This is a genomic window from Sphingomonas sp. Root720 (assembly GCF_001428605.1).
Lineage (GTDB): Bacteria > Pseudomonadota > Alphaproteobacteria > Sphingomonadales > Sphingomonadaceae > Rhizorhabdus.
The window spans coordinates 955,001-980,893 of record NZ_LMID01000001.1 but is presented as its reverse complement, the minus strand read 5'-3'; the positions used below and the strand labels follow the sequence as shown (position 1 = coordinate 980,893).

Here is a 25,893-nt window from a genome sequence, read left to right as displayed (position 1 = left end):
CGGCATGAGCGAACAGACCGTCGGCATTGCCCAGATGCAGCATCCCCTGGTGCGTCGCCTGCTGGCCGGCAATCCCAGCCCCTTCACCTATACGGGCACCCAGACCTATCTGGTCGGCCAGCGCGAGGTGGCGGTGATCGATCCGGGCCCGGACCTGCCCGAGCATGTGGACGCGATCATGGCCGCGATCGGCGATGCGAAACTGCGCGCGATCGTCTGCACCCATACCCACCGCGACCATAGTCCGGCGGCGGCCGCGCTGAAGGCGCGCACCGGCGCCCCGATCATCGGCTGCGCGCCGCTCGCGCTCGACGACAGCGGGCCGCGCGCCGACGCCTCCTTCGACCGCGACTATACCCCCGACGAAGCGATGGCCGAAGGCGCGACGCTCGCGGGCGAGGGCTGGACGCTGCAGGCGGTGCACACGCCCGGCCACACATCCAACCATATCTGCTACGCCCTGCCCGAGGCGGGGGCGCTGTTCACCGGCGACCATGTCATGGGCTGGTCGACCAGCGTGGTCGTGCCGCCCGACGGCAATATGGGCCATTATCTCGAAAGCCTCGAACGGCTGCAGAGCCGCGACCAGGACGCGATCTATTATTCGGCGCATGGCGACCCGATCGAACGGCCGCAGCGCTTCGTGCGCGGTCTGATCGGTCATCGCAAGCAGCGCGAGGGGCAGATCCTCCGCCTGCTCGAACGCGACGTGACGCTGATCCCGGCCATGGTCCAGCAGATGTATGTCGGGGTCGACCCCCGGCTGCACGGTGCCGCCGGCCTGTCGGTGCTCGCCCATCTGATCGACCTCGAGACACGCGGTATCGTCCGCCGCGACGACACGCTATGGAGCCTCGCGGCCTGAGCCGCGCACGTGGAGAACAGACGCCATGAACGCCCCGCTGGAGAGCCTGACCGGCCTGGACCTGCGCGCCGAGATCGATCGGCTGCGCAAGGAGCGCAACGCCGTGATCCTGGCGCATTACTACCAGACGCCCGAGATCCAGGATCTCGCCGATTTCGTCGGCGACAGCCTGGACCTGTCGCGCAAGGCGGCGGCGACCGACGCCGATGTGATCGCCTTTTGCGGCGTCCGCTTCATGGCCGAGGTGGCGAAGATCCTGTCGCCCGAGAAGACCGTGATCCTGCCCGACATGGACGCGGGATGCAGCCTCGAGGACAGCTGCCCTCCCGAAGAGTTCGCCCGCTTCCGCGCGGCGCATCCCGACCATCTCGCGCTGACCTACATCAACTGCTCGGCAGCGGTGAAGGCGCATAGCGACATCATCGTCACCTCCTCCTCGGCCGAGACGATCCTGTCGCAGCTGCCGAAGGACCAGAAGATCATCTTCGCGCCCGACCGCCATCTCGGCGGTTACTTCGCGCGCAAGACGGGCCGCGACATGCTGCTCTGGGAAGGCAGCTGCATCGTCCACGAGGCCTTTTCGGAAACCGAGCTGCTCAAGCTCAAGGCGCAGCATCCCGACGCGCCGGTCGCCGCGCATCCCGAATGCCCGGTCCATATCCTCGACCATGCCGACTATGTCGGGTCGACCCGCGGCATCCTCGACTATGTGCTCAACGATCCGGCGAAGACCTTCATCGTCGCGACCGAGCCGCACATCATCCACCAGATGGAGAAGGCGGCGCCGCACAAGAGCTTCATCGGCGCGCCCGGCGCGGACGGCAACTGCAACTGCAACATGTGCCCGTACATGGCGCTGAACACGCTGGAGAAGCTCTACCTGGCGCTGCGTGACCTGACCCCGCAGATCGAGGTCGACGAGCAGACCCGCATCGCCGCGAAGCGCTCGCTCGACCGGATGCTGGAGATGACGGGGGGCCTGGCGGGTCCCGATGTCGGCCGGCCGAAGCTCTAGCATATCGTCACCCCGGCGGAGGCCGGGGTCTCGGGCGTCTCCAGCGATGCCCGGCTCTCCTGAGACCCCGGCCTCCGGCGGGGTGACGCCATAGGATCGGGAATGACGCCCTTCACCCTCCCAGATTTCGATCTCGACGCCTTCGTGCGCGCGACGCTTGCCGAGGACATGGGGCAGGGGGGCGACATCACCTCCGCCGCGACGATCCCGGCCGACGCGCTGTTCGAGGGCGAGATGGCGAGCCGCGATGCGATCAGCGTCGCCGGCCTGCCGATCGCCGAGGCCTTCTTCCGCGCGCTCGACCCCGCCGTTTCGATCGAGACGCTGGTCGCGGACGGCGCCAGGGTCGCGAAGGGCGGGGTGCTGATGCGGCTGCGCGGCAGCGCGCGCGCGCTGCTCACGGCGGAGCGGTCGGCGCTCAACACCGTCCAGCACCTGTCGGGCGTCGCGACGCTGACCAGCGCCTATGTCGACTGCATCGCGGGAACGAAGGCGACCCTGCTCGATACCCGCAAGACGATCCCCGGCCTGCGCGTGCTGGAGAAATATGCGGTGCGGATGGGCGGCGGCACCAACCACCGGATGCGGCTCGACGACGCGGCGATGATCAAGGACAACCATGTCGCCGTCGCGGGCAATATCGGCGAGGCGGTGCGCCGCGCGGTCGCCGCCGGGATCGAGCGGATCATCGTCGAGGTCGACCGGATCGACCAGATCGAGCCCGCGCTGGCGGCGGGCGCGACCCATCTGCTGCTCGACAATATGGACCCGCCGACCCTGCGCGGCGCGGTGACCCTGGTCGGCGGCCGGGTACCGACCGAGGCGTCGGGCGGGGTACGGCTCGACACGATCAAGGCGATCGCCCAGACCGGCGTCACCTATGTCTCGGTCGGGCGGCTCACCCAGTCGGCGCCCGCGGCCGACATCGGGCTGGATTTCCGTCCGCTTCGCTGACGCCGTCGGAAGGGATCCCGGTTCGCCAGGATGACGCGACGGGTGGATATTTCTAGGATGCCATGATGAGAATCGGCTTTCCCATCCTCCTCGCCGCCCTGGTGATCGCTCCCGCCTGCGCGAAGAAGGGGCCGAGCTGCGAGGTCCCCGCGACCCTGCCGCGCCCGATGCTGGAGGGGCCGACGGTCGACCAGCCGCGGCGCGTGCTGCCGATCGGCGGCTATACGCTGGCGGTAAGCTGGTCGCCGCAATATTGCGTGGGCAAGGCGAGCAGCCCCCAGGATCATATCCAGTGCGGCGGCGCGAACAGCTTCGGCTTCACCCTCCACGGGCTGTGGCCCGACGGCGAGGGCGCGCAATGGCCGCAATATTGCGAGCCGACCCGGCTGGTGCCCGACAAGGTGGTCCGCGACCATCTGTGCAGCACGCCGTCGCCGCAGCTGATCCAGCATGAATGGGAGAAGCACGGCACCTGCATGGCGAAGACCCCGGCCGACTATTTCGCGAGAAGCGGCAAGCTGTTCTCCGACCTCGTCTTCCCCGACATGAAGGACGTGAGCGGCCGCTCGATGACCGCCGCCGATTTCCAGAAGAGGTTCGCCGCCGCCAATCCGGGCATGCGACCCGAGGAGATGCGCCTCAACCTCAGCAAGACCGGCTGGCTGGAGGAGGTGTGGATCTGCCTCGACAAGCAGTTCCATCGCCAGGCCTGCCCCGCCCATCAGGGCGGCGCGGCGCCCGGCCAGGTGGTGCGGATCCGCTGAGGATCGCAGGAGGGGCTCCAGCCCGCGACTTACGCCGGCGCAGGCGGGAGCCTTGCGCGGGAAAAGAAGGGCAGATCCTGACGTTCGTCAGGATGACGGCCGGGAGATTTGCGGACGCGACCGCTTGTGCGAAGGTTCCGCCTCCACCGGGGTGACGCGGAGGGGAAGGGACCTATTCCTCGTCCGATTCGGCGTCGGCCCGTCCCTTGAACCCCTGGGCGATGACATACCATTCGGACGAATCCTTGCGGCTCGCCGGCGGCTTGGCATGCTTGACCGTCGTGAACAGCCGCTTGAGCTCGGCCACCAGCCCATGGTCGGCGCCCCCCGCCAGCACCTTGGCGACATAGGTGCCGCCGGGCCGCAGCACCTCGCTCGCGAACAGGCAGCCGGCCTCGACCAGCGCCATAGTGCGCAGATGATCGGTCTGCTGGTGGCCGACGGTGTTGGCCGCCATGTCCGACAGGACGATGTCGGCGGGGCCGCCCAGCGCCTCGGCGAGCTGGCCGGGCGCCTCGTCGGTCATGAAGTCCATCTGCAGGATGACCGCGCCGTCGATCGGATCGGTCGGCAGCAGGTCGATGCCGACGATCGTCGCCTGCGGGCAGACCCGGCGCACCACCTGCGTCCAGCCGCCGGGCGCGATGCCGAGGTCGATGACCCGCTTCGCGCCGCGCAGGAAGTGGAAGCGCTCGTCGAGCTCGATCAGCTTGTAGGCCGCGCGCGAGCGATAGCCTTCGGCCTGCGCCTTGCGGACATAGGGATCGTTGAGCTGGCGCTGGATCCATTTGATCGACGAGGCGCTGCGCCCCTTCGCGGTCTTGATGCGCTGCCGCCCGCCGTCGCCCCTGCTCACATCAGCATCCTTGCCCGGTCGCGCGCCATCAGCGAGCGGAGTATGCCTTCGCGGATACCGCGGTCGGCGACGCCGAGCCGTTCGGCCGGCCAGATGTCGAGGATCGCGTCGAGGATCGCGCAGCCCGCCACCACGAGGTCGGCGCGTTCCTGGCCGATGCAGGGCAGCTCGGCGCGCTCGGCGACGTTCATGCCCGAGAGCTTCGCGCTGATGTCGCGCATCGCCGTCACCGGCACGATCAGCCCGTCGACCAGCCGCCGGTCGTAGCTCGGCAGGTCGAGATGGACGCTGGCGAGGGTGGTGACGGTGCCGCTGGTGCCGAGCAGCCGCCCCGGCCGGGTGCCGGGTTCGAGCTTGGCGGCGAAATCGGCGAAGCTTTCGGCGACCCGCGCCCGCATCCGCGCATAGCTGGTCAGCAACCCCGCGCGATCGGGGCCGACATGCGGCTCGGTCTCGGACAGCGAGACCACGCCCCATGGCGCCGAATACCAGTCGATCACCCTGGGCGGGCTCTGGTCGGCGTCGATCAGGATCAGCTCGGTCGATCCGCCGCCGATGTCGAACACCAGCGCATTGCCCTCGCCGGGTTCGAGCAGGGCATGGCAGCCGAGCACCGCCAGCCGGGCTTCCTGCTCGGGGCTGATGATCTCGAGCGCGATGCCGGTCTCGCGGTAGACGCGCTGGACGAACTCGCGCCCGTTGGCGGCGCGGCGGCACGCTTCGGTCGCGACCGAGCGGACCAGCGAGACGCGGCGGCGGCGTAGCTTGTCGGCGCAGACCGACAGCGCGCTGACGGCACGGTCCATCGCCGTGTCGGACAGCAGCCCGGTCGCGGCCAGCCCCTCGCCGAGCCGCACGATCCGCGAGAAGGCGTCGACGACGACGAAGCCATCGTCCGACGGCCGCGCGATCAGCAGCCGGCAATTGTTGGTGCCCAGGTCGAGCGCGGCATAGCTGCTGCGCGGGGCCGAATGGTGGGACGGGGAATGCGCGCGACGCCCCCCCTCACGCGGTGGACGCGGCGCGGCCATATTGGGGCCGTGCGCCATGATGTTCGTTCTCGTCTCTCGCCATGCGCGGAAAAAATCGCATGGAACTTGAGGATGAACCTAGTGGGAGATGGCAGGGACGGCAAGGGCGGCATCCACCCCGTTGACAGGCCGCACCGCCAACCTTATGTGCGCCGCTCTGCCACTGATGCCCCGTCGTCTAAAGGTAAGTTTGTAGCACTTTCAATGATTTGAAAGGCTTAGCTCTCCCAAATCTTCCAACTTCTGCTTTAATGGGGCCTGATGTTGGAAAGCCCCTCACGCGAGGGGGGAAATCTTAAACGAGATCGTTTCGGGCGGCGGCCTTGCCATGTGTTCTTGTCTTGTTCCATTTGGGGGCATGGCTCGCAAGATCCCGTACACGATCGAAGATCTTCACCGCCGGCACCACGGGGCGATCATGGTCGAGTGTCCGACGTCGGCGTGCGGCCGCAAGCGGATCTACCACCTTGCCGATATCCATCGCTATTTTCGGTCGAAGGGCTGGGATGACCGGCTCAACAGTGTCGCCGCACGCTTCTGGTGCGTCGAATGCGGCGCGCGGCCGCAGGATATCGTTTGGGTAGGGCAGGGCTTTTCGGCGCCGCGTGGAGCTATCTGGACCTGCTTCGCGCCCTATGGGATCGACGCTCGCGCCTGGGCTCGGGCGAGCGAGACCGAACGCGCCAGGCTGATAAAACGCAGGCGCTAACCGAAGATTCGGCGGAACAGCCCCTTGGGGGTCGCGGCGTCGATCGCGTCCGCGTTGCGCTTCTCGCACATGGTCAGGATTGCACCGGCACCGGCCTTGTCGGCATTCGCCTTGTCGAGCTGGCCCGTCTGGCGATCGCCGAACGCGGCCAGTTCACCGACCGCCGGGGTCGTCGGGCGTGGGGCCCCAGGTGTCGGCTTCAGCAGGCCCGATGCTTCCACCAGCGGAGCGCATGGCGGCGCAATCCGGCTCAGACTGATACGCGGCCCGCAGGCACAGAGCATCATGCAGAGCGGAATAGACAGCAGGATCGACAGGCGCCCCGGCGCCGGCGGCCGACAGGATCGCATCTTGGTTGCTCCTCGTGAGTGCGTCGATCGCCGCCCGTTTGTCCCGGACGTCGACCGTGATGTTGAGCGCGTCGGTCGCGGCCTTGGTCGCGCCCGCCTGGATCTCGCTGTCCGCGCGTGCCTGCGCGCCCTCGCGCGCGAGCTGGGCCGGTCGCAGGAATATCCACCACAGAAGAAAGCCAGCGAGCAGGGCGGCAAGCAAATAGGGCAAAATCGCCCGGATCAGACTCGCCAGGCGCGTTTGCGGCACTATCCGCTCTATTGCCTCTGCGTCGTCAACCATGCTCATTGGCCGTCTCCGGGCAAAATTGGGCCATTCAATCCTCGCAGCCGTCTTTCTTGGGCGGGGATGGACAGAGCGCGACGATCGCCGCCACCGCGATCGCCGCATAGGACCACGGCGCCGCGAGCAGCGCGGCGGCCGGGATCGCGGCGCCGATCGCCCCCCATGTGCTGCGTTCGCGCAGCCGGCGAGCGAGATATCGGATCATTCGACCACCTCAAGCGCGCGATCCCCGCTGTTCCAGATCTGGCGTCGGACCTGTGGCGGCAGGATGATGCAGCCGTGGCTGGCATTGCCCGGATCGCGGATGCTGTCGCCGTGGATGCGGAAGGCGGAGCGCCCGAGCGTGTTGGTGCCCGGCTCCGGGTCGAGCATCAACGTGAACGGGCCGGTGTTCTTGCTGTCATAGGGCGCGCCGATCTTCCATCGGCCGCGCGGGATGGGCCCGACCGCCACCGCCGCCTGCATCGCTGGGTTGTTCTTCCCCCTCCCGCGACCGGCATAGCCTCGCGAGATGAGCTTCCCGTCGTGGTACAGTTCCCCGGCGGACTGATCCCATTTCCACATCGTCAAATCCCCCTGCTGGTCGTCGCGTTGAGCTGGTCGAGAATGCCGGTCATGTCGGCGGGAACGGCGCTGTCGGTCGGCATCTCGGGCCCGATCAGCTTGCCGACCTGGCGCAGCACAGGGCTGCCCGGTAGCCGCTCCTGCAGCTCGCCGATCGTGATGCGCAGCGCGAGCTCGTTCCGGTTGCACCGGCTTTCGATCCGGATCGCCTTGGTATTGCACTCGCGGTTTTCGTGCTCGAGCACCTCGATCCGCGCGATCGCCTGCCGCAACAGATCCGAGCCGAGCTCGCCGGCATCCTTCTTGCGCGAGACGACCGCCGGGATGAAATAGCCGAGCGCCGCGCTGAGCACGGTGTTGCCGCCCAGCAGCGGCAGCAGCCATTCGGGGAGACCGGTCATAGGAGGAGGTTGCTCCGGCACTTTTCCTTGGCGAGCACGCGCCCGCCGGAATTGTAGATCCGCAACGTCAGGATGCCCGGACCGGTGAAGTCCACTCCCCCGTTGAGCCTGAGATAGTTCGACGTGTTGAAGGTGATGTTGCCGTTGGTGCAGTCGAGCTCCACCTCGGTTCCCGGCACGAGCGGCGTATAGCTGAGCGCCAGCTCGTTGGCGGTATAGCCCGAAGCGCTAGGCGCCACGCGGACATTGCCCGACTGCGGGATGGTCAGCACCGTCCCGGACAACGCCGCCTGGGTCACCGGATTGAAAGAAGGCTGGCTCGCGAACATGCCGCGAGAGACGAACGGCATTTCATAGTCGCCGTCGATCGCGACCGTCAGCCCGAACATGCCCGAGGCGGTGGTATCGTTGATTTTCTTGGTGCCGGCGCCGGTCCAGCCCGTCCGGGGATTGTACGAAGGTCCGATGAGGTGGATGCGCGGATCCGTGCCGGCGATCTTGATGCCGCTGACTCCGGCCGTACCCGCGGTGTAGATCAGCGTGGGGTTGATGACGACCTTCGAAGGCCCGCCAAAGCCTCCGCTGCTGAGCAGGCTGATATGGGTCGCGTTGACCTTCGCGCCCATGTTGATGACGACGTCCTCGATCTTGCCGCCCGGAACGCCGGTTCCGCCGCCCTGGGTGTCGTCGATCCCGGTCAGGTAGCCCGAGTAGATCGCGCAATCGCGGACGGTGTAATATCCGCTCCTCAGGTCGATCGCGGTTCCGCCGTCGCCGCCCTCGAAATAGCCGCCGTCCAGCACCGCCTTGTTCACGTTCGCGCCGATGCGGACGCCATTATAGTTGTTCGAACATTCGAAGTTCGACAGCTTGAAGCTGTAGACGGCAGCGTTGCTGGTGGGCGCCTCGATGTTGTAGGCCAGCAGGAAGCCGCGCGAGCTGATCTTGTCCCACGTGATCAGGCCCGAAGCGGCGGCGTTGACATATTCGAAGCCAGTGCCGACCCGCGCTGCGCCGAGCCCGAAGGTCACATAGTCGCGGTTGAACGCGTAGCAGTCATGGACCTTGCCGGTCGCGCCGTAGAGCAGCTTGAAGCCGCCGGCGGTCCCCCGCTGGTACATGACGCAGTGGTGGAACGACGACGTGCCGTACATCGTGTTGAGCAACACGACGGGGTAGGACGAGGAGGTCCCGTCGAACCGGATATCGAAGATCTCGTACCCGCCGTTGGAGTTGGCCCCCGTGATCGGCATGTCGGTGAATACCGGCGCGTCACTTGTGCTCTTGAAGATCGTGCCGCCATTGTCGGTGACCGCGAACGGATTGCCGATGCCCTGCCCGAAGATCCGGATATGCTTGGCGCGGTTCGCCGTCGTCAGCGAAGCCGTGATGCCCGTGTTCCTCCACTTGCCGGCGGGAAAGAACACGTCCCGGTTGCGCGCGGCCGCTTCTGTGATCGCCTTGTTCATCTTGGCGGTCAGGTCGATCGCGCCGGTGTAGGTGATGACGTCGATGATCTCGCCGGCCGTCAGCCATTCGAAGGCGTTGACCGCGCGAAAGTTGGACAGATAGCTGTTGAGGTCGATCCCGATCGCGCCGTCGGCGTCGCGGGTGTAGAAGATGTTGCCAGAGAGTTGCTGGACCGATGCGTTGAAGCCGGCGGTGACCGCCTCCTGCAGCTGGGCCGTCGTGAAGCTGGACATCGCCAGCACGCCGCCGGCCGTAAAGGCGAGCAGCCTGCTGGCGCGCGACAGCGGAGAGGGCAGGGTCGAACCGCTGGTAGTGGGCGCTTCGCCGACAGGGAACTGGATGGAGCGGCTCGCCGTCTCCCCGTCCTCCTGGGTGATCAATATTCCCCGGTCGAGTGCCCGCTCGTGGCTTTCGGCCGGAAACCGGTCGTTGGCGACATAATCGGTCGGTTGAACCCTTGGCGTTACTCGCTGGATGATGAGCTCGGCGCCGATCGCGGCGGCGATCGTCCGCGTCACCAGACCGCCTGCCTCGGCATCGGCCCCCGAGACGCTATAGTCGCTACCGAGCGCAAGCGTCGTTTCAACGCCATTGATGCGCCGCTTCACGATGAGGTCGCTGGCCGACAGGAAACGGAAGGGAACCGGATAACCGGCCGCCGCGCTTTCGATATAGCTGGCGACGCTGCCCGTCGTTGAAACCGTCATCCGTGCCCCCATGCGCGACGGCCCGCGAAGGCGGTGCGTCGGTTATGGGAGAGGGAGAGCGGCCCTCCGTGGGCGGGCTTATAGCAGGCGCGCGAATCGCCGCCTAGCCTATTCCTCCGACGCGGTGGCGGCGTCGAGATCCGGAGCGCGCTCAGGCGCGAGCTTTCCCGGTCGCCACCAATATTGCTGCCCCTGGTCGCGCGCGCGCCGCTCCATCCGCGCGAACGCCTGCCGATAGTCGGGGTCCGTCCATTCCTGCGCGGTGTCGAGGATGATCCGCTGGAAAGCGAGGCGGCTATACCAGAGAGAAGATCCGGGGGTGTAGCGCTGCGCGAGCTTCGCCGCGTCGCGGCCGAGGTTCGGCCCCTTCGGGCGCGAGCCATCGGGATTTCGGCCGGTGAGCGCATGATAGGTACGAAACAGGTTGCCTACCGTCATGTTCGAGACGTCGACGGTCAGGCCGGCAACGGGACCGGCCGCAGTCTCGAGCGGACCACCGCCGAAGCGGCTTTCGGCCGAATTGAGAAAATCACCGAACACACCGAAGCCGCCGCCCTGCAGCATCGCTGCACCGATGAAGTCGCTGCTGTCCATCGGCCGCGGATCCTTTCCCTTGCTGATCTCCTTCGCCTGGATCGCGAGGGCGCCTAGCACGGTGGTCGTCAGCACAAGGGACGCGGCGTAGCCGGCAGCATTCGCCGGGCCGAGCGAGGCCGCCCGCGCCGCGTGTGTCATGATCATCGAGACGCCGAACGATTTGAACAGGGCGACGTTGCGCGTCACCTCGCCCCAAAAAGTGCCTGGCCGATCGGCGTTGAGGTAGGATCGCGCGCGCACCGTCGCGGTCGGCACGGCGAAATCCGTCTCCGTCTGGATCATCCGCAGCATCCGGTCCGCGACCCGCTGCTCGGCGATGTCCTGGGGCCGCAGGAAGGTCGTTCCCTCCTCCTCGTGCAGCGGCGTCGATCGGAGCGAGTTCCATTCGGTCTCGTCGAAGCCGTAGCGCTCCATCGCCCCGCGCAAAGTCGGGTCGACCTCGCTCCATCCGCGATCGAAGCTGTCCGCCAGCGCCCCTAGGAAGTCCATGCCGAACGCCCAGCGCCCGCCCTGCGTCCATGGCGACAGGCCCGACCAGCGCAGCACATTGTCGCTCAACCAGCCTGCCCATTTGTGGACCTGGCTGTCGAGCGTGTAGCGGTGCTGCGCCGCCATGATCTTGCTGGCTTCCTCCGCGATCAACCCGGCGCGCACGGCCGTTCGCCGATTGGCGCCCTTGAGCTGGCTGATATAGCCGGTCAGCGCGCGCATTTGCGGGAGCCCGTTGAAGGCGCGGATCTGGCGCTGGAAGCCGACATCGGTGATAGCCGACAGCGAAGCGGATCCGAGCATCGCCGAGGTGAGCAGCGACCGCACCGTTCCTAACCGGCGCGCCCATGTCGTGTTGACGGGCATGTTCATCGCCCCGCTGGTCGCCTCGTACAGCTTGCCGACCCGTTCGCTGGCGCCGCGCAGCCGGTCGAGCATCTTGCCGCCGCCGTCGAGTGCCGCCGTCTTGGCGAGGCCGTCCTGCAGCCATTTGACCGTCGCGGCCGGATTGGGGCCGAGGATCTCCATATGCGCGATGTCGCGGCTCATTCCCTCGAGGTGGCCCATCATCGCCTCGAAGGGCGTGCTCGCGCCGAAGCGCTGGTTATAGGCCATCCAGCCATCGGCATCGGCGAAATGCAGGAAACGGTGATCCTGGCGCTGATTGGCAAGCTTGCCGCGCCCGGTCTGCCCGCCCGGCGTGCGCTTGATCCAGCCTTCGGTCCGGATCGTGTCGAACACGTCGCGGAGCGCGCGCGCGCGTGCTTCGTCGTCGAACGGAAGGCCGGTCTCGTCGTCGATCATCCGCCGGCGGTCGAGCAGCGGCGTGATGAAGTCGCGCCAGGCGTCGAAGCCCGCCTCGCGGATCCGCAGGCTGTCATGGCCCTGCGGAAGACCCCACTTTTCGAGCTTGCCGATCGCGCCGCCGGCGGCGTTGAACCGATGCCGCAGCATCTCGGCCGCATCGGTCCACGCCTCTGCGAGCTCGGCCGCGCGACGGTTGCCGGTGCTCGTGCCGAACAGCTCGCGCACCACGTCGCCCAGGTCGGCGACATTGCGCGCCGTGCCGATCGAACTGCGCTTGAAGTGCTGCAGCACCGCGTCCATGCGGGCATGCGCCTGGCCGAGGATCGCCTTCCGCTGCGCCTCGACATTCGCATAGGGCGCGCCTTCGACATGATCGAACAGCGCGATCGCCGCACCGCCCGGATCCTTGCCGCCCTTGAAGCCGGCCATGTCGACCAGCGCGCGCTTCTGCGCCGCGATCTGCAACAACGTCTGCCGTTTCTTCTGCGCCGCCTCGCGCGCGAGCGCCTCGACCGTTCCGGTGCTCGCCATCGCCTCGGCCGCCGCCGGCCCCATGTTCCGGCGGTGCTGGCGTTCGAGCCGGCCATAGATCTCGAGCGCGCGCTCGCCTTGTTCCTGGCTGAGATGCCCGTTCTCGACGAGGCCGGGGATACAGGCTGCAAGGCTCATTCGGTCGCTCCATTCCCCGGCACCAGGCATGCGCGCATCGCCTCGGCCGCCGCCACGTCGCGGTCGAGCGCCTCGAGGATCTCGGTCGCACCGCGTTCGCCGGCGCCGTCGTCCAGCATGAACCGCTGATCTTCGCCGGCCTCGATCGCCATGCGCAGATCATGCTCGATCGACATCGCCTGCGCGATCGCCGCCTCGCCGTCGGGATCGTCCCACCGCGCGAGGCTGTCGCGCAGCTCGCCGAGCCGATCCCAATCCTCCGCTTCCATCGCGCCCTGGGCGAGATCCGCGGCGTCGTCGCCGCCTTCGGCCGAAGCCGCCATCTCGTCGCGGAACCGTGCATTGACCGCCGCGATCAGCGCATCGTCGGCGTCCTCGCCGCGCCGGATCCGGGCGATCGCCTCGTCGAGCAGTTCGCTGTCGGGTTCGATCCCCAGTTCCGCCGCCGCACTGTCCAGCATCGCGCGGATCTCGTCCTCGCCATCGTCGAGCATCCGCTCGCGCTCGGCCACCAGCGCGCGATCGTCCGGATGGAAAACGCGCCCGCGAGCGGCCTCTTCCACGAGGTCGACGATCTCGTCGAGCGTCGGTCGTTCCGATACCTGGGAAGGGCCGAACCAACCGGCTTCCCACAGCTTCTCGCCGAGCCGGTCGATGGTCAGCCCGTTGCCTTTGAGCACTTTGCCGCGGCGGGTGCGTGCGCCCTTGAGGCCGGCCGTGTTGCCGAAATCATAGCCCTCGTCGTCGCGCAGACCGCCCCAGTTCGCGATCTGGGTCAGCAGATCTTCCGGCGCGTCGGATACCATCCGCTTGCCGCTGCGGCTGCTGGCGCCTATATTGCGCGCAGCCTCGAGGGTGGGGGAGCCGTCCCATCCGTCCGCGACGACACGTCCGTCCTCCGCCGTCGCCGAGGCCTTTCCCTTCCGAAAGGCGGTGAGCAACCAGCTCTTGCTTTCGCCGTCATAGTCGAGGCGCACCTTGGCGAGATGGTCTGCGCTTTCGAGCTGTACGCGGTTTGCCGAGCTGCGCGTAACTTCCATGCCGGCGATCAGATCGGGCAGATTGTCGACGACCTCGGGGTGCTTGGCGAGGATATGCGCCAGGCCACCCTTGGCGTTCCCCCATATCACGTCGATGTCGCCGACATCGGGATGGAACAGCGCGCCCGGGACCTCGCCGGCCCGATCGTGGCTGAGCCGATCGACGGCCGCATGCCAGTCGCCGGCGATATCGCCATGACGCGGGCCGAACGCGCCGCGCTCGCCGCCGTAGAGCACTGCCTCGGCCGCGCGCCGCTCCCCCGCATCGTTGAACTGCTCTGGCCGCAGCTCCACGCCGTCGCCGAGCTCGGGGGCGAAGCCGACCTCCGTCGGCGCTTCGCCGCCCATCTGCTGGGCGGCCCACGCCTTGACCTCGCCGACCGTCTTTCCCTCGAGCACGCGCTTGTTCGCGCTGATCACGTCGGCCGGCAGGAAGCGCTTGATCTCCATGATCCCCGGCGCATGGATCAGCGCCAGGCCCCGACGCGGCCCGAGGAAATGGATCAGATAGGCGTTGTCCGCCGTGACGGGCAGTCCGGCGCGGCCGAGCACCCCGCGATATTCCTGCACGGCACGTTCGGTCATCTGCCGGCCCAGCGCCGGATCCGTCTTGAGCGCTATCAGTTGAGGGTCGCTCTTGCCGCGCGCGATCGCGGGAAACCATTTCTTGACGCCGGACAGCCATGTGCTGTCGATGAACTGGCCGAGGCCGCTCGCGCTCTGCCCGGGCACCGGATTGCGGGCACTGGCCTTGCCACCACTTTCCGCCAGGATGATCCGCGACGCGATATCGCGATTGCCGCTCGACAGCGCGGTCTGCGAGGCGAAGGCCGGCCGGCGCGCCGGCGCGAACTGCGGCGGCGCTTCCCCGGCGTTCAGCGCGTCGATCGCGGCGGCGAGGCGCTGGCCGTGGATCTTGTCGGCTTCCGGTCCCGGCTTGAACGGGCTGCTTTCCCGCACGTCCGCGTCATAGGCCAGGACGTGCATCGCCGCCTTCTCGTCCGGCGTCAGGCGATCGGCGCCCAGCAGCTCGGGGATGACCGCCGCATCGGCGCGCTGGTCGACCGTGCCCGCTTCGAGCATCCTGCGCTGGACCCCTTCGGGCAGCGCGTCGAAATAGCGCGTGATTAACCGCTCGCGCATCGCGGGCAAGGCGACTTCGGCACCCTTGGCCGCGCCGCCGATCAGCCCGCCGGTTGCCGCCGCCAGCCCGATATCGGCGGCGGTGTCGCCGATGGTGCGTTGCTCGCCGATGCGTGCGGCATCGATCCGCGTGAACGGCTCCATCGCGACCGTCATGCCGGCATTCGCCAGCGCTTCCTTGCCGGCTACGGTCAGGATCTGGCGCGCCACCGAAGCGCCGGCCGTTGCCCCTCCGCCGACCGGAATATAGCTGGCCGGATCGAGCAGCCCGGCACCGATGCCGCCGACGATCGTGCCGGCCAGCCACTCTCCTCCGCTGGCGCCGGCGAGCCGACGATCGGCGATATCGACGTCATGTTGACGCTGTTGGGTCACCCAGTTGTTGAGCGACGCGAGATCGCGGACATCGCCCATGTCGGAAAGGAATTTCGGATCGCGTTGTCGCTCGGCCGACACCGCTGACATCGTTTCGCCGAACATGTCGAGGAAGTGCTGCTGCCCCGGCAGGAGCTTTTCGCCGCGATCGAGCCGGCGCTGATAGGCCGTTACCTGCGCGAGACCGACGCTCGGCACGGTGTGCCCGCGCTCGGCGAGCGCCGCGTGGATCCGGTCCATCGCGTCATTTTCGTAGCGCCCCTGGTTCCAGCCCCAGTCAGGCCCGGCGCGGGCGCGATCGAATGACGCGTCGATCGCGCCGAACAATCCCGGATCCTCGAGCGGCGGTTCGGCCTGGGGGAGCTGGGCGAGACCGGCATCCTGCTCGAGCGCGAAACCTTTGAGCAGGCCCATCAGTCGCCTCGCAGCGTCGCGATATCGACGATCCACGGCTGCCCGTCCCGCGTCGTCACCTTGCCGTTACCGATCCGGAAGGCATAGCGGCCGTCGTCGACTGGCACGGGGACCGCCTTGCGGATTTCGCCGAGTGTGGCCGCTCGCCCCCCGATGACGGCGGATCGGCCGCGAGCCGCCTTCATCCAGTCCGCCGGCGACGCTCGAGCTAGCAGCTTCGTGAAATCTTCCTTGCCCATGTCCGCCGGGATGATCGTTGAGCTGCCGTTGATCGCGACGATCCCGCCATGGCCGTGACCATCGCCGCCGGCGGCGCGATCGAGCGCGCGCGCCCATCGTTCCTTGTCGAGGCCGGTCTGATCCATGTCCCCGGCGCGCACGCTCTCGATCGCATAGATCGACCGCGCATTCTGGTAGATCGCGGTGCCCAGCGCGGGCGCCGTGTCGAACATCGGCGAAACGCCGCGCCATGCGGCCTGCGCATCGTTCTTGACGCCGACCGGCCAGATCGTGGCGTTCGTCTTGAGGATCTGCTCGCCGGCGATCGCGTCGGCCGCCGCGCTTCGACCCGAGAGGCCGCCGGCCGAAAGGTCCGCTAGGTGGATGAAGCTCGGATCGTTCGCGACCTGGCGCGCCGCGCTGCCGGCATCGTCACCGAACAGCCGCACCCGATCGAGCACAGCCTGTTTGCCGCCCTCCGCCCGATAGATCGCCTGCATCTGCTCGATCTCGGCCGGCAGCAGCGGCTTGGTGTCGATCTGCCCATAGCGCCGCGCGGCCGCCCGCGCGGCGGTGCGGCGCCCTTCGATCGAGGCGGGATCGTTCCAGTCGATCGCGGCCGGCGGCGCCGCGCCGGTCGAATAGCTGGATGCGAGCAGCGGCGACTGTCCGAGCAGGCTGGAGACCGTCTTGCGGACATCCTGCAACCCGGATCGGAGGCTGTTCTCGCCGGCCGACAGGCCGCCATTCTTCGTCTCGAGTGCGTTGAGCTCGGCGAGCTTGCCGTCGAGCTGCGGGACCGTCAGGCCGCGATACTGGATGGCTGCGGCGGCGGAGGCGCCCTTCGCGCGCAGCGTGACCGCCTTGGACGTGTCCCCGATCGCCGCATAGCGCTCTGCCAGCGCACCCCATTCCTGCGGCTTCCCGGTGCCCGCGCTGAGCGATGCCTCGACCGTCGCGAGCTGCTCGCGTGTCTCTGCTTTCGCCTGGCTCGCCAGCGCGCGCTGTTCCGCCGCCTCGCGCCGTAGATCGACGTCCACCGAACTCTTTAGCGAGAGCATTTGCTCAGCCGAGAGCAGCGCGTCACCCTTGCCGCTTTCGAGAACCGCCTTGCCCTGTTCCGGCTTCATCCCCTTCACGAGCGAAATAAAGCCCCCCGCAATGGCATCGCGCCGCAGCTCCGCCACCTTGTCGTCGGGCAGCAGTCCCTTGAACTGGGTGAGCTGCGTATCGAGCGCCTTTTCGAACGCGTCCCAATTGTCGCCGCTGGGATCGCGGTTGAGCGTGTTGCGCCACAGGTCGACGGCGGTCGCGGTGTCGGTCGCGATCTTTTCGCTCCGCTGCCCGATCGCATAGACCTTTGCGCTGGTGATCGCCCTGGCGCGCAGCCGCGCCACATCGGGCAGGAACGCGTTGCGCACCTCGGGATCCGCCAGCTTGCTGTCCATGAACGCCTGGCTTCGCCGTTCGACCAGTTCGGCGGCCTTGGCCTCATAGGCTTCGGCGGGCGTGTCGATGCGGAGCTGTGTCAGCTCGTTGTCGATATCGCCCTGTAGCTGCGCGAAGCCCGCGCCGGCATCGGCGGCGGCGCTGGCGCGGGCGCGCTGGCGGTCGACCACCTCCACGCGCAGCATCGTCTGCCCGAGATCCGCGACCGCATCGCCGACGATCGCGCCGGGGGCCGGCCCGCGCTTCGGCTCCAGCGGCATCGCGGCCGCACGCGTGCGGCTCTCGTAGATCGGGTCCGTCACCGCAGCGTCCCCAAGCCGAACGGGCTCGATCCGACCGGCATCCGATAGGCCGCGCCGGCGGAGATCCCCGGTGCCGCGCTCGCGCCCCCGGCCGCGCCGGCGCCGGCCGCACCGCCGCCTAGCATGCTCGCCCCCATCAACACGCTGGATCCCGCGCTGATCGCGCTGCCGATCAGCGTAGCGGTCGCCTGCTTCTTGAGCTGCTTCGCCTGGCTGCGCAGATTGCCGGCCTCGCCCGCCGCCTGGTTGCGGATGTTGAGCTTGTCGAACTCTGCATTGATCGCGTTCTGGCGCAGCATTTCGAGCGCGCTGCCCGTGCCGAGCTCGATCCCGGCGCCCCCCTGCTGGGCGATCGCCTCGCCCGAAGCGGCGCGCGCATCCCGCGCGACCTGCAGCTCGTCCAGCGCGCCGGTCAGTTCCGTGCGCCGGGCATTCTCCTTCAGGATCCCGGCATTGTCCCGCATCTGGTCGGCCTGGGATATGCCGCTGTAGAGCTGGCCGGCGGCCATGGCGAACAACGCGATCGGGGCGGCAGCGGCCATCAGTCGTTCCTCTTGAAGCGTGCGAACAACAGGGCGTCGGCCCCGTCCGGCCAGACCTCGAACAGCGTGGCTTCCTGGACGAAGCCCAGTTTCCACGCCCAGTCGCGCGCGCGATCGAAGCCGCGCCGCACCATGCAATCGATCCGGCGATAGCCGCTCGCCGCGATCGCGGCCCGGCACTTCACCGTCAGCACCCCGCGCTCATAGGGCGACATCTCGGACAGCGCCGCCCACGCGGTCGCCCACCCGCTATGATTTTCGAACAGCCCGGCGCAGGCGAGAACGCGGTCCCCGCGCCACATGGTGAACGACGCGCCGCCGGCCGCCATCGCCAGCAGATAGGCCCCATCCTGTGACAAGCCGGCATCGCCGAGCTGCTCGGCCTGCACGGCGATCCTGCCGAGATCGGCCGGAGCGAAGTCGCGGATCTCGATCATCGCTCGCCCACCGTGATCGTCGGCATGATCGACAGGATCGTTGACGGCAGCGGGGCGACGCGATCGATCACGATCTGCGCGTCGCGGTCATAGTCGCCGATCGCCTCGAAGATGAAATCTCCGCTGAACAACGGCGGCCCCTGGTCCATCGGCACGAGGTCGAGGCGGTTCTCGAGCACGACATCCTCGCCGCCCTGCACCTGGATCTTGATCCCCAGCGTCTCGGAGACGCGCAGCGTCACCCGGTTGATGCGCTTTATCTTGCCCTGGCTCGTGCCGTCGTCGCCGCCGGCTTCGAACCGGAGCGTCTTGATCCGGCCTATATAGGGCAATCCGACATGGACCTTGCTCGCGGGCGCGTCGAGCGTCACCGTGCCCGCTTCCGACACGATCCGCCGGGGATGGCTGGCTCCGTCGACCAGTATATCGACCTCGGCGCCGACGAGATGCGACAGTCCGCCGACGACCGAGACCGGAGCACCCGCATAGCTCAGACCGGCATCGACGAAAAAGGCGTCGGCCTGGTCGTTGCCGCTCTGCCAGATCGGGTCCATGCGCAGGATGAAATGGTGGTCGCCATAGCTGGCGGAGATCCAGATCTGGTCGAGTTCGCCCTGCGGATCGGTGCAGCGGCAGATGCTGTTGGCGATCAGTCCGCTACCGAGAGGGCGGCGAGCCCACCCGAGCGCCTGGTCGCTCGGCTCGTATAGGCATGCGAGCAGCGATCCGGCGCCGTCTACCGCCCATAAATGCCGGTCGGGTTCCTGGGCGAAGGCGAGCTCGACGATCCGGTCCTTGCCGATGTGCTCCGCAAAGCGCGTCAGGTCGGTCGCTTCGTTGCGGTCGCGCTCGACCGCAAAATCGATCTGCTCGATCTTGCGTCGCGCCTTCTGGACGAACAGCAACCGGCCATCGGTGAGGATCGGCCGGACGATCGCGGATCCATAGGTCGATTGGGTGTCGATCCGGACATTCTTCGGCCCGAGCGCCGCAGCGGTCGATTGGGCCTTGAGCACATGCTCGGCGCGCGCCGTGCCGATCAGCAATTCGCGATCGGCCGCCAGCCACCGGATGATGTTCGGGTTCGGCACCGATACGCGGATCGCCTGGTCGGCGGTCTGCTCGCCGGTCGAGTTGATCTCTGCGAAATTCTCGTAGTCGCCGACGACCGAGGCATAGACCGTCGCATTTTTCGCGAAGGTGAGCCGCTCGTTCCAGATCGTCACATAATGCGGCCAACCGCGCCGCGATGAAAACGCGCCGAACGACCAGCGCCAGGTGGAGGTGCCCCCAGTCAGCCAGGGCAGGCGGCGAACCACCGTCGCGGTCACGGTCGTGGCGTTGGTGAAGCCGGTGATTTTGACGATCCCGTAGCGGTCGTGGATATAGGTCCACTGGACGCCATACGGCCCCTTGTCGTTGATGTCCTTGCCGGCCCCGGATCCGTCCCATTCGGTGCCCGATGGATGCACCGGCGCGACCGTGCCCGTGCGGCCGGTGCCCGCGGTATCGATGCACTGAAAGACCCGGCCGTTCCATGTCCGATATTCGCCCGTGCTGACCTCGAGCCCCGGCTCCCATGCCGCGATCCCGTTGAGATCCTCGGTCTCGATCCGGATCAGACCGTCGACATCGCCCGCCTCGAATTGCGCCGAGCTCGCGGTGATCGTCACCGATCCGGTGATGCCGTCGGCGGTCATCGTCGCCGTCTCGACGATGTTCTGATCTTCGAACGGCCCATAGGTCAGGTCGAGCGCCGCCAGCGCGAAGGTCGACGCGCCCGTCCGGCTCAATTTCTGGGGCGGATGGGCGGCATGGCAAAGATAGAGGATGTCCGCCGACTGTTCATAGGCCAGTTCGGAGAGATCGGCGTAGGGCCATGGGGTTGCGATTTCATAGGCCACGTCGGGCGCGGTCTCGATCCGGGCATCGTTGGTGAAAAACCGGAACGTCAGGTCGCTCGCTTCGATCACATAGCTTTGTGTGATGTTATATTCGAACGGGATCAGGCGGGATGCGCCTTTCGCCAGTTCGACGAACCGCGTGCCCGGCGCGGCGATCGCCGGCCCCTGCAACACGGGCAGATAACCGATCATCTCCTCGACGCCGTTGCCGTAGATGCGCTGGTCGACGCGGCCATGGAGGCGCGGCGACAGCTCGCCGCCGTTGAGGCTCGCCTGGATCGGGCTCGCCCGGCTCACCGGTTACGCGCCGCGAGCCAGCTCGAACGGCTCTGCTGGTTGAGGTCGCGATCGCCCGATGCCAGGCCGTTCTGGCGGCGTCCCTGTCGCATGGCGCGATCGGACTTGCTCGCGGCGCGATTGACGACGCCGGCGAGGGCCGACAGCGGCTCGGCGAGATCCTCGGCAAGCTGGCGGACCAGTGCCTCGACCATCGCGGGTGTCCATTTCGGAAGCTGGGTATTGAGCCAGATATAGCGGACGGGCAGCGGCCCTTCGCAGTTGGTCAGGATGAGGTCGCCTTCCTGCACCCCTTCGAAGAAATCGCGATCCTCGAGCGTCGGCGGCAGCCAGCGCAGGCAGTCCGGCGGTAGCTGGAATTGATAGGCGTAACCAAAGGCTGGCGTCGTCACCAGGCGATTGAGCATCGCGCGCTTGATCGCGGGTTTCCATGGATGCTCGGACAGGACATTCTCGACCGCGCCATCCCAGATGGCCTTTGCCGCGCTCGCGAGCGGCGTGGCTTCGTCGATATCGGCGATCTTCTTGGTGCTGCCGATCAGCGCGGCCGCGCGGTTGATCAACGCTGTCTGTGATCGCTCGCCGGCCATGTCGCGCCCCTCGTCATGTTAAAAAGCGCCGCCGGGAAAGGCTCTCCTCGAAACCGACTGGAGGCGGTCCCGAACGATCCCGGCGGCGCTCCCCCCGCTCCCGGACCTCAACGGCCGGAAGTGATCGCCCAGATCTGCAGGATGCCTGCGCCGGGAAGATCGGCGGTGCCGACCGTGAAGATGATCTCTTCCTCGGCCGACAACGGATCATCGTCGGCAGCGGATGACAGCATCACCAGCGTCGGCACATTTGCGGTCGTGAAGGTGGCGGCGGCCTTGTACTTCGCCGGCACCGCCGCCGTCCCGATCGCGATCGTCGCGCTGGCGCCCATCGTCGCCGATGCGAGAATGAGGAACGCGACCGGCTTCTCGTTTGCCGGGACCTGGCAGACGACATTGGTGTCGCCCGTCGCTTTCTTGACGCTGGCGAGCGCCAGGTCATATTTCGCCTCATATGCGCGGAGGCGTGCGCCGTAGATCCGGCCATCGGCTTTGATCGCGGGAACCTTGCTGCCGTCGATGACGCCCAGCAGAGCGGCGGGATAACCCTTCGCCATAATCGAAACTCCCTTCGTCCCTTGGGGCCTTGCGGTCCCGGTGCGGTCCTGTCGTGGACCTGATCGGCGGGTTGGGGGGCGGCCGAAACCGCCCCCCGGCTCGCGGGGTTATTCAGCGCAGAGGATCTGGTAGCACTTGTCCTCGAGCACGCGGGTCGCGGCGCCACAGGTGTAGCCGGCGATCTGCTCGCTATGGTTCTTGTCGGGGCGCAGATCCGCGTGGCCCTCGAAGTCGAGCCAGTTGCCCCAGTGCATGCCCGACCGCAGGAAGACCGGCAGCCGGCGATAGCCGCTCCCGTCGACCGTCGACCCCGCACTGAGCTTGTACGCCTTTGCGTTGCCGATCTCGGCCTGGAGGAAGTCCATGCCCATGAACGACACGACCTGGCCCGACTGCAGCACCTGCTGCGTCATCGGGTTATAGTCCTTCGACTGGATCTGCATGATGTTGAGCAGATCCTCTTCCTGCTCGGCCGTCGTGATGATGACGGGCCGCTCGATCTCGAGATCGACGAGGTTCTTGCGCATGAACTTCTTGATGCCGATCAGCTTGGCCAGGGTCAGGCCGGTCGGCGTGCCGGTGTTGCCATAGTCGACCGCCATGACGTTGGCCGACTTGAACGGCACGGCCGACAGGCTTTCCTGCTCGCCGGTATAGGCGGTGCCGTAGAAGCCCTGCAGGAACTTGTCGTCCTGGTAGCGGCGGATCGCGCGGGCGACGCCGACCGACAGGGGCGACTTGAGGCCGACCTCGGTCGACATCTGATCGTCGGGATCGAGCAGAGGCGCCACCGACGCGCGCTTCGGCTTGGCGATCCAGCGGCGCTCGACGTCGGGATCGACATTCTTGGTGTCGCCATTCCGCTCGTCGATCTCCTCGGCATAGAGGTCGCCGAAACGATCCTCGATCTGCTCGAGCTTGTTGGAATAGCTGCCCTTGCTACCGCACAGCGCGCGGAATTTGCCGGGCGTTTCGTTGAGTGCGAACTCGACGGCTTTGCGAAAGCCTACGGTACGGACGACATCAGCATAATTCTCGGCCATTGTGACCCCCTGATGAAACGACTTGCGAAGTTTCGATCGGGGAGACGGCGATCGCCGGGCCGGTCTGGCGGGATATCGACCCGTCTACTACGCCGCTGCTTTCGCGGAGAGCACCGGAGCCGTCATGGACGGGGAGGCCGGATGGGGCGGAACAATAAGCTCCGCCCCCACGTTGCGTCAAGACGCTTTGCGTTGGCGCGCAACCGCCTCCTTCCGGGCTGCGGCTTCGACGAGCCGGTTATATTCGGCATGTTCGGGCGTGCCTTTCGTGCCTGCCTTCTCGCGCCAGTTTCCATCGAGCATCTTCGCCGACAGGGTGGCATCGGGATCGCCGCCGCCGCCAAAGCCGCCGCCCGACGGTTCGCCGTCGACCCGCCGATGCTCGCCCATCTGCTCGCCGATACGCATGAACAGCTCGACCGCCTTGCGATCGCCCAGCACCTCGACCAGCTTGTCGGCGGTTTCGGGCTCGACCCCGAAGCGCCGGGCGGCATCCTGCGCGAGCTTCTCCTTCACGCCGTAATCGCTGCCCAGTTCGGCCTTGAGCGCTTCGATCGAAGCGCCCCCCTCGGCCCGCTTCGCCTCGGCGGCGGCGCTCGCCTCGCCCTGTAGGGCGGTCGCCAACTCGTTGTTCCAACCGACCAGGCCCGTCACCTGCTTCGGCGTCAAACCGAGTTGATGGGCGATCGGCCGGAACTTGTCGGCGATCGCCGCGTCGGCCCCGTCGGGGATTTCGATCTGATATTCGGCCGGATCCTTGGGACGGCCGATCGCCTCGTAGAAGCTGTTCCACGCGGCATCGTCGGCATCGTTGCCGGGCAGGATCACTCGGCTCGAGGCGAGACGTTTGGTCTCGATATGACCGCGCGCCAGCGCCTCGACGTCAGCATAGCGCGTCAGCGTCGCATCGCCGCGCAGATCCTCGGACAGGCCGGACAGCCATTCCGGACCGCCGCCGCCGCCGCCGCCACCGCCCTCGCCACCGGGCGGAACGATGATATCCGCGCCGCCGCCTTCATTTCCGTCGCTCATGCTTCATGCTCCCTCAATTCGCGCCGAAGCGCGGCCAATTTTTCACCGTCGAGTTTCAGGCTTTGCTGGATGTGCAGATAGACTTCGCGCCGCCCCTCCATCTTCGCGTGACGACGCGGATCGTCATGATAGGTGCTGGCATCCGCGCCGCAGAAAGCCGCCAGGTCGTCGAGCACATGGGCGGCCGCCGGGGTCATCTTGCCACCGGGCCGGAATACGGCCGAGTAGACCGCATGCCGGTTGCTGATCGCGCCGATCGCGCGGCGGAGTTGGGCCGCCATCCCCTTGGCGCGATCGGCGATCCTGTCGGCATCGTCACGCAGCGACACCGGCACCTCCGTTCAGCTTCGAGAGATCCGCGGCGACCTTGGAGACGACGGGCGCCGCCGCGAGCAGTTGCTGCGCCTGGCCCTGCTGCTCGATCGCCATCTTCGCGCTTTCGCGTTCGTCCTCGTCGCTTTCCCATGCCGCCGGGACCGCATTGATCCGACCGAGGCCGGCAAGCACCTTTTCGAATGGGTAACGGGTCAGGAACACGTCGGCGAGCTCGGGCTTGAGCTGCATCAGTGGCGTAACGCCCTCGAGCGTACGGTAGAACCCCGCCGCCTGATCGGCCATCTGTGCCCGGCGCAGCGGATTGTCATAGGTGAGCTGGTACAGGCCGCCGGCCTCGCGGACCTCGGGCGGCATGTCGTCGAGCAGGCCGAGTTCCCACATAAGGTCGACCTCGCGCATCGCCATCGGCGAAAACCACTCGGTCTCCTGCCGGCCGAGCGGGGCGAGCAGCACGCCCTTCTCGGACGATCGCTCGAGGATATCCGTCGCCGACACATGGGTTTTCTGTTCCATGCGGACTTGGAAGAGATCTTCCCACAGCGCCCGCTTGATCACGCCGCGCGACTGCGCGAGCAGTTCCATCGCCGGCGCGATGTCCATGCCGTCGATCAACGCCTTGAGCGCCGGATTGCCCTGAAAATCGAGGGCGCCATAGGTGATGCCGCCGGCGAAATAGCGAACGACCTGATCGAGCATGTCGTCGGTCGCGAGCAGCGGAGGCTTCGCCAGCAGCTCCACCGCCGTGATCAGATCCTTCATCATCTCCTGGGTCGCGCGGATCGCCGGCATGACGTTCATCACCGGGCCGCGCCCATAGCTTTCGGTCGGCGACTTTTCGAACCGCGAATAGATCGTCGGCATCGAGCGATACCCGCCCTCGTCGAAGATCGCTTTGTCGCCGATCGACACGTAGCGGCTCGCCACCGGCTTGCCCTTCGCGTCGGCCCGACCGGGATCCCAGTCGCGGCGCGGCGACAGCACGTGGAGATATTCATGCTTCTCCTCGGGCTTGCGATCCCGGATCGCTTTTTGCACGCATTCGGGCGCGTCATCCCTCCATTTCTGTGCCGCCTGGCGCGCGGTCAGCATGAATTTCCGGTGCGTCGTGTCCACCCGGCCATGTGCGTTCTCACGGATGTAGAGCTGGCCGATATGCTCGGAACGATAATACATGCCGGTATTGCGCCCGCGCGCGTCGAGCAGCAGCTCTGGCGTGATCGCCTGGTTGCCGAACGCCAGCAGCGACGCCGTGCTTTCGTGCGCCTGCTCGGCGAAACCCGATGCCGGCGCCGCCCGCATCGCGAAAAGCTGGGCTGTCTTGAGTTCGTACCATGCCCGCACCCGTCGGTTCTTGAGCAGCTCGTCATCGAGCGGAGCAAGGCTCTGCCAGCGCGCGCCTCGAGGCATCTGGTAGCTTTCGAACACCGCGCAGCCATGGTCGAGCGCCAGCATCGCCGTTTCGTCGTAGATCCGGCCGGTACGCTTCTGCCCTTGGCTCGATGCGAAGCCGCCCATCGGAAAGTCCGCCTGGCGGGGGAGCACGAGCTCGGCGACATCCTGCCACTGGCTCTCGAAATTCGACCGCTCGGTCTCCATCATCCCCTGGTCGCGTAGGATGTCGGTCGCATCTTCCATCATCGGAATTCCCCCATCGGAACTGGGTTTCCGCCCCTCGCAT

At 67.2% G+C, this 25,893-nt stretch carries 24 protein-coding genes; 5 read left to right on the top strand and 19 right to left on the bottom strand.

Annotated features, from left to right (window positions below; all coding sequences use genetic code 11):
• Nucleotides 1-4 precede the first annotated feature (4 nt).
• From ASE22_RS04530 to ASE22_RS04515, 4 genes are all read left to right on the top strand, one after another.
• Complete coding sequence (locus ASE22_RS04530; protein WP_200933235.1) at nucleotides 5-865, top strand: MBL fold metallo-hydrolase; 861 nt, start codon at nucleotides 5-7, stop codon at nucleotides 863-865.
• Nucleotides 866-890: 25 nt separating this feature from the next.
• A complete protein-coding gene (gene nadA, locus ASE22_RS04525) occupies nucleotides 891-1,880 on the top strand; it encodes a quinolinate synthase NadA (protein ID WP_056355539.1) in 990 nt (329 codons plus the stop codon).
• 102 nt (nucleotides 1,881-1,982) lie between these two features.
• The gene (gene nadC / locus ASE22_RS04520; RefSeq protein ID WP_056355537.1) at nucleotides 1,983-2,834 is read left to right on the top strand and encodes a carboxylating nicotinate-nucleotide diphosphorylase; all 852 of its coding nucleotides are present in this window, start codon (nucleotides 1,983-1,985) and stop codon (nucleotides 2,832-2,834) included.
• A 65-nt stretch (nucleotides 2,835-2,899) separates the two neighbouring features.
• A complete protein-coding gene (locus tag ASE22_RS04515; protein WP_156397392.1) occupies nucleotides 2,900-3,598 on the top strand; it encodes a ribonuclease T2 family protein in 699 nt (232 codons plus the stop codon).
• Nucleotides 3,599-3,770: 172 nt separating this feature from the next.
• On the opposite strand, the gene ASE22_RS04510 is transcribed toward ASE22_RS04515, so the two are convergent.
• Together ASE22_RS04510 and ASE22_RS04505 are read right to left on the bottom strand one after the other, a co-directional pair.
• Nucleotides 3,771-4,454, bottom strand: coding sequence for an RlmE family RNA methyltransferase (locus tag ASE22_RS04510; protein WP_056355533.1), 684 nt, complete (start codon nucleotides 4,452-4,454; stop codon nucleotides 3,771-3,773).
• A complete protein-coding gene (locus tag ASE22_RS04505; RefSeq protein ID WP_056355530.1) occupies nucleotides 4,451-5,503 on the bottom strand; it encodes a Ppx/GppA phosphatase family protein in 1,053 nt (350 codons plus the stop codon). Before ASE22_RS04505 ends, ASE22_RS04510 begins: the two co-directional genes overlap by 4 nt.
• Before the next feature lie 340 nt (nucleotides 5,504-5,843).
• Here ASE22_RS04505 and ASE22_RS04500 point away from each other — a divergent pair, with 340 nt between their 5' ends.
• Entirely contained in the window at nucleotides 5,844-6,194 is a 351-nt protein-coding gene (locus tag ASE22_RS04500; RefSeq protein WP_056355527.1) for a hypothetical protein, read from the top strand.
• Between the two features lie 153 nt (nucleotides 6,195-6,347).
• Here the strand turns inward: ASE22_RS04500 and ASE22_RS04490 are convergent, their stop codons facing one another.
• The 17 genes from ASE22_RS04490 to ASE22_RS04415 all read right to left on the bottom strand — a co-directional run bounded on the left by ASE22_RS04490 (nucleotide 6,348) and on the right by ASE22_RS04415 (nucleotide 25,853).
• Entirely contained in the window at nucleotides 6,348-6,833 is a 486-nt protein-coding gene (locus tag ASE22_RS04490) for a hypothetical protein (protein ID WP_056355520.1), read from the bottom strand.
• 28 nt (nucleotides 6,834-6,861) lie between these two features.
• On the bottom strand, nucleotides 6,862-7,035 hold the full coding sequence (locus ASE22_RS26665) for a hypothetical protein (protein WP_156397327.1): 174 nt from the start codon (nucleotides 7,033-7,035) through the stop codon (nucleotides 6,862-6,864).
• The gene (locus ASE22_RS04485; protein ID WP_056355517.1) at nucleotides 7,032-7,394 is read right to left on the bottom strand and encodes a tlde1 domain-containing protein; all 363 of its coding nucleotides are present in this window, start codon (nucleotides 7,392-7,394) and stop codon (nucleotides 7,032-7,034) included. Before ASE22_RS04485 ends, ASE22_RS26665 begins: the two co-directional genes overlap by 4 nt.
• A gap of 2 nt (nucleotides 7,395-7,396) precedes the next feature.
• On the bottom strand, nucleotides 7,397-7,795 hold the full coding sequence (locus tag ASE22_RS04480) for a hypothetical protein (protein WP_056355513.1): 399 nt from the start codon (nucleotides 7,793-7,795) through the stop codon (nucleotides 7,397-7,399).
• Nucleotides 7,792-9,972, bottom strand: coding sequence for a hypothetical protein (locus ASE22_RS04475; RefSeq protein ID WP_056355508.1), 2,181 nt, complete (start codon nucleotides 9,970-9,972; stop codon nucleotides 7,792-7,794). The genes ASE22_RS04480 and ASE22_RS04475 overlap by 4 nt, the downstream gene beginning before the upstream one ends.
• 108 nt (nucleotides 9,973-10,080) lie before the next feature.
• Entirely contained in the window at nucleotides 10,081-12,534 is a 2,454-nt protein-coding gene (locus ASE22_RS04470; RefSeq protein WP_056355505.1) for a hypothetical protein, read from the bottom strand.
• The gene (locus tag ASE22_RS04465) at nucleotides 12,531-15,506 is read right to left on the bottom strand and encodes a hypothetical protein (protein WP_056355502.1); all 2,976 of its coding nucleotides are present in this window, start codon (nucleotides 15,504-15,506) and stop codon (nucleotides 12,531-12,533) included. The genes ASE22_RS04470 and ASE22_RS04465 overlap by 4 nt, the downstream gene beginning before the upstream one ends.
• A complete protein-coding gene (locus ASE22_RS04460) occupies nucleotides 15,506-17,476 on the bottom strand; it encodes a hypothetical protein (RefSeq protein ID WP_056355498.1) in 1,971 nt (656 codons plus the stop codon). Before ASE22_RS04460 ends, ASE22_RS04465 begins: the two co-directional genes overlap by 1 nt.
• Nucleotides 17,473-18,018, bottom strand: coding sequence for a hypothetical protein (locus ASE22_RS04455; protein ID WP_056355495.1), 546 nt, complete (start codon nucleotides 18,016-18,018; stop codon nucleotides 17,473-17,475). The genes ASE22_RS04460 and ASE22_RS04455 overlap by 4 nt, the downstream gene beginning before the upstream one ends.
• Nucleotides 18,018-18,455: a hypothetical protein gene (locus tag ASE22_RS04450; RefSeq protein ID WP_056355493.1), complete on the bottom strand. Its 438-nt coding sequence runs from the start codon at nucleotides 18,453-18,455 to the stop codon at nucleotides 18,018-18,020. Before ASE22_RS04450 ends, ASE22_RS04455 begins: the two co-directional genes overlap by 1 nt.
• Nucleotides 18,452-20,656: a hypothetical protein gene (locus tag ASE22_RS04445; RefSeq protein ID WP_056355490.1), complete on the bottom strand. Its 2,205-nt coding sequence runs from the start codon at nucleotides 20,654-20,656 to the stop codon at nucleotides 18,452-18,454. The genes ASE22_RS04450 and ASE22_RS04445 overlap by 4 nt, the downstream gene beginning before the upstream one ends.
• On the bottom strand, nucleotides 20,653-21,246 hold the full coding sequence (locus ASE22_RS04440; RefSeq protein WP_156397328.1) for a hypothetical protein: 594 nt from the start codon (nucleotides 21,244-21,246) through the stop codon (nucleotides 20,653-20,655). Before ASE22_RS04440 ends, ASE22_RS04445 begins: the two co-directional genes overlap by 4 nt.
• A 107-nt stretch (nucleotides 21,247-21,353) precedes the next feature.
• Nucleotides 21,354-21,803, bottom strand: coding sequence for a hypothetical protein (locus ASE22_RS04435; protein ID WP_056355484.1), 450 nt, complete (start codon nucleotides 21,801-21,803; stop codon nucleotides 21,354-21,356).
• 108 nt (nucleotides 21,804-21,911) lie between these two features.
• On the bottom strand, nucleotides 21,912-22,847 hold the full coding sequence (locus ASE22_RS04430) for a phage capsid protein (protein ID WP_056355481.1): 936 nt from the start codon (nucleotides 22,845-22,847) through the stop codon (nucleotides 21,912-21,914).
• A 177-nt stretch (nucleotides 22,848-23,024) separates the two neighbouring features.
• On the bottom strand, nucleotides 23,025-23,879 hold the full coding sequence (locus ASE22_RS04425; protein ID WP_056355479.1) for a hypothetical protein: 855 nt from the start codon (nucleotides 23,877-23,879) through the stop codon (nucleotides 23,025-23,027).
• Entirely contained in the window at nucleotides 23,876-24,214 is a 339-nt protein-coding gene (locus ASE22_RS04420; protein ID WP_056355476.1) for a Bbp19 family protein, read from the bottom strand. The genes ASE22_RS04425 and ASE22_RS04420 overlap by 4 nt, the downstream gene beginning before the upstream one ends.
• Nucleotides 24,195-25,853 (bottom strand): portal protein, encoded by a 1,659-nt coding sequence (locus ASE22_RS04415; RefSeq protein ID WP_056355472.1) that lies wholly within the window; start codon nucleotides 25,851-25,853, stop codon nucleotides 24,195-24,197. The genes ASE22_RS04420 and ASE22_RS04415 overlap by 20 nt, the downstream gene beginning before the upstream one ends.
• Nucleotides 25,854-25,893 lie beyond the last annotated feature (40 nt).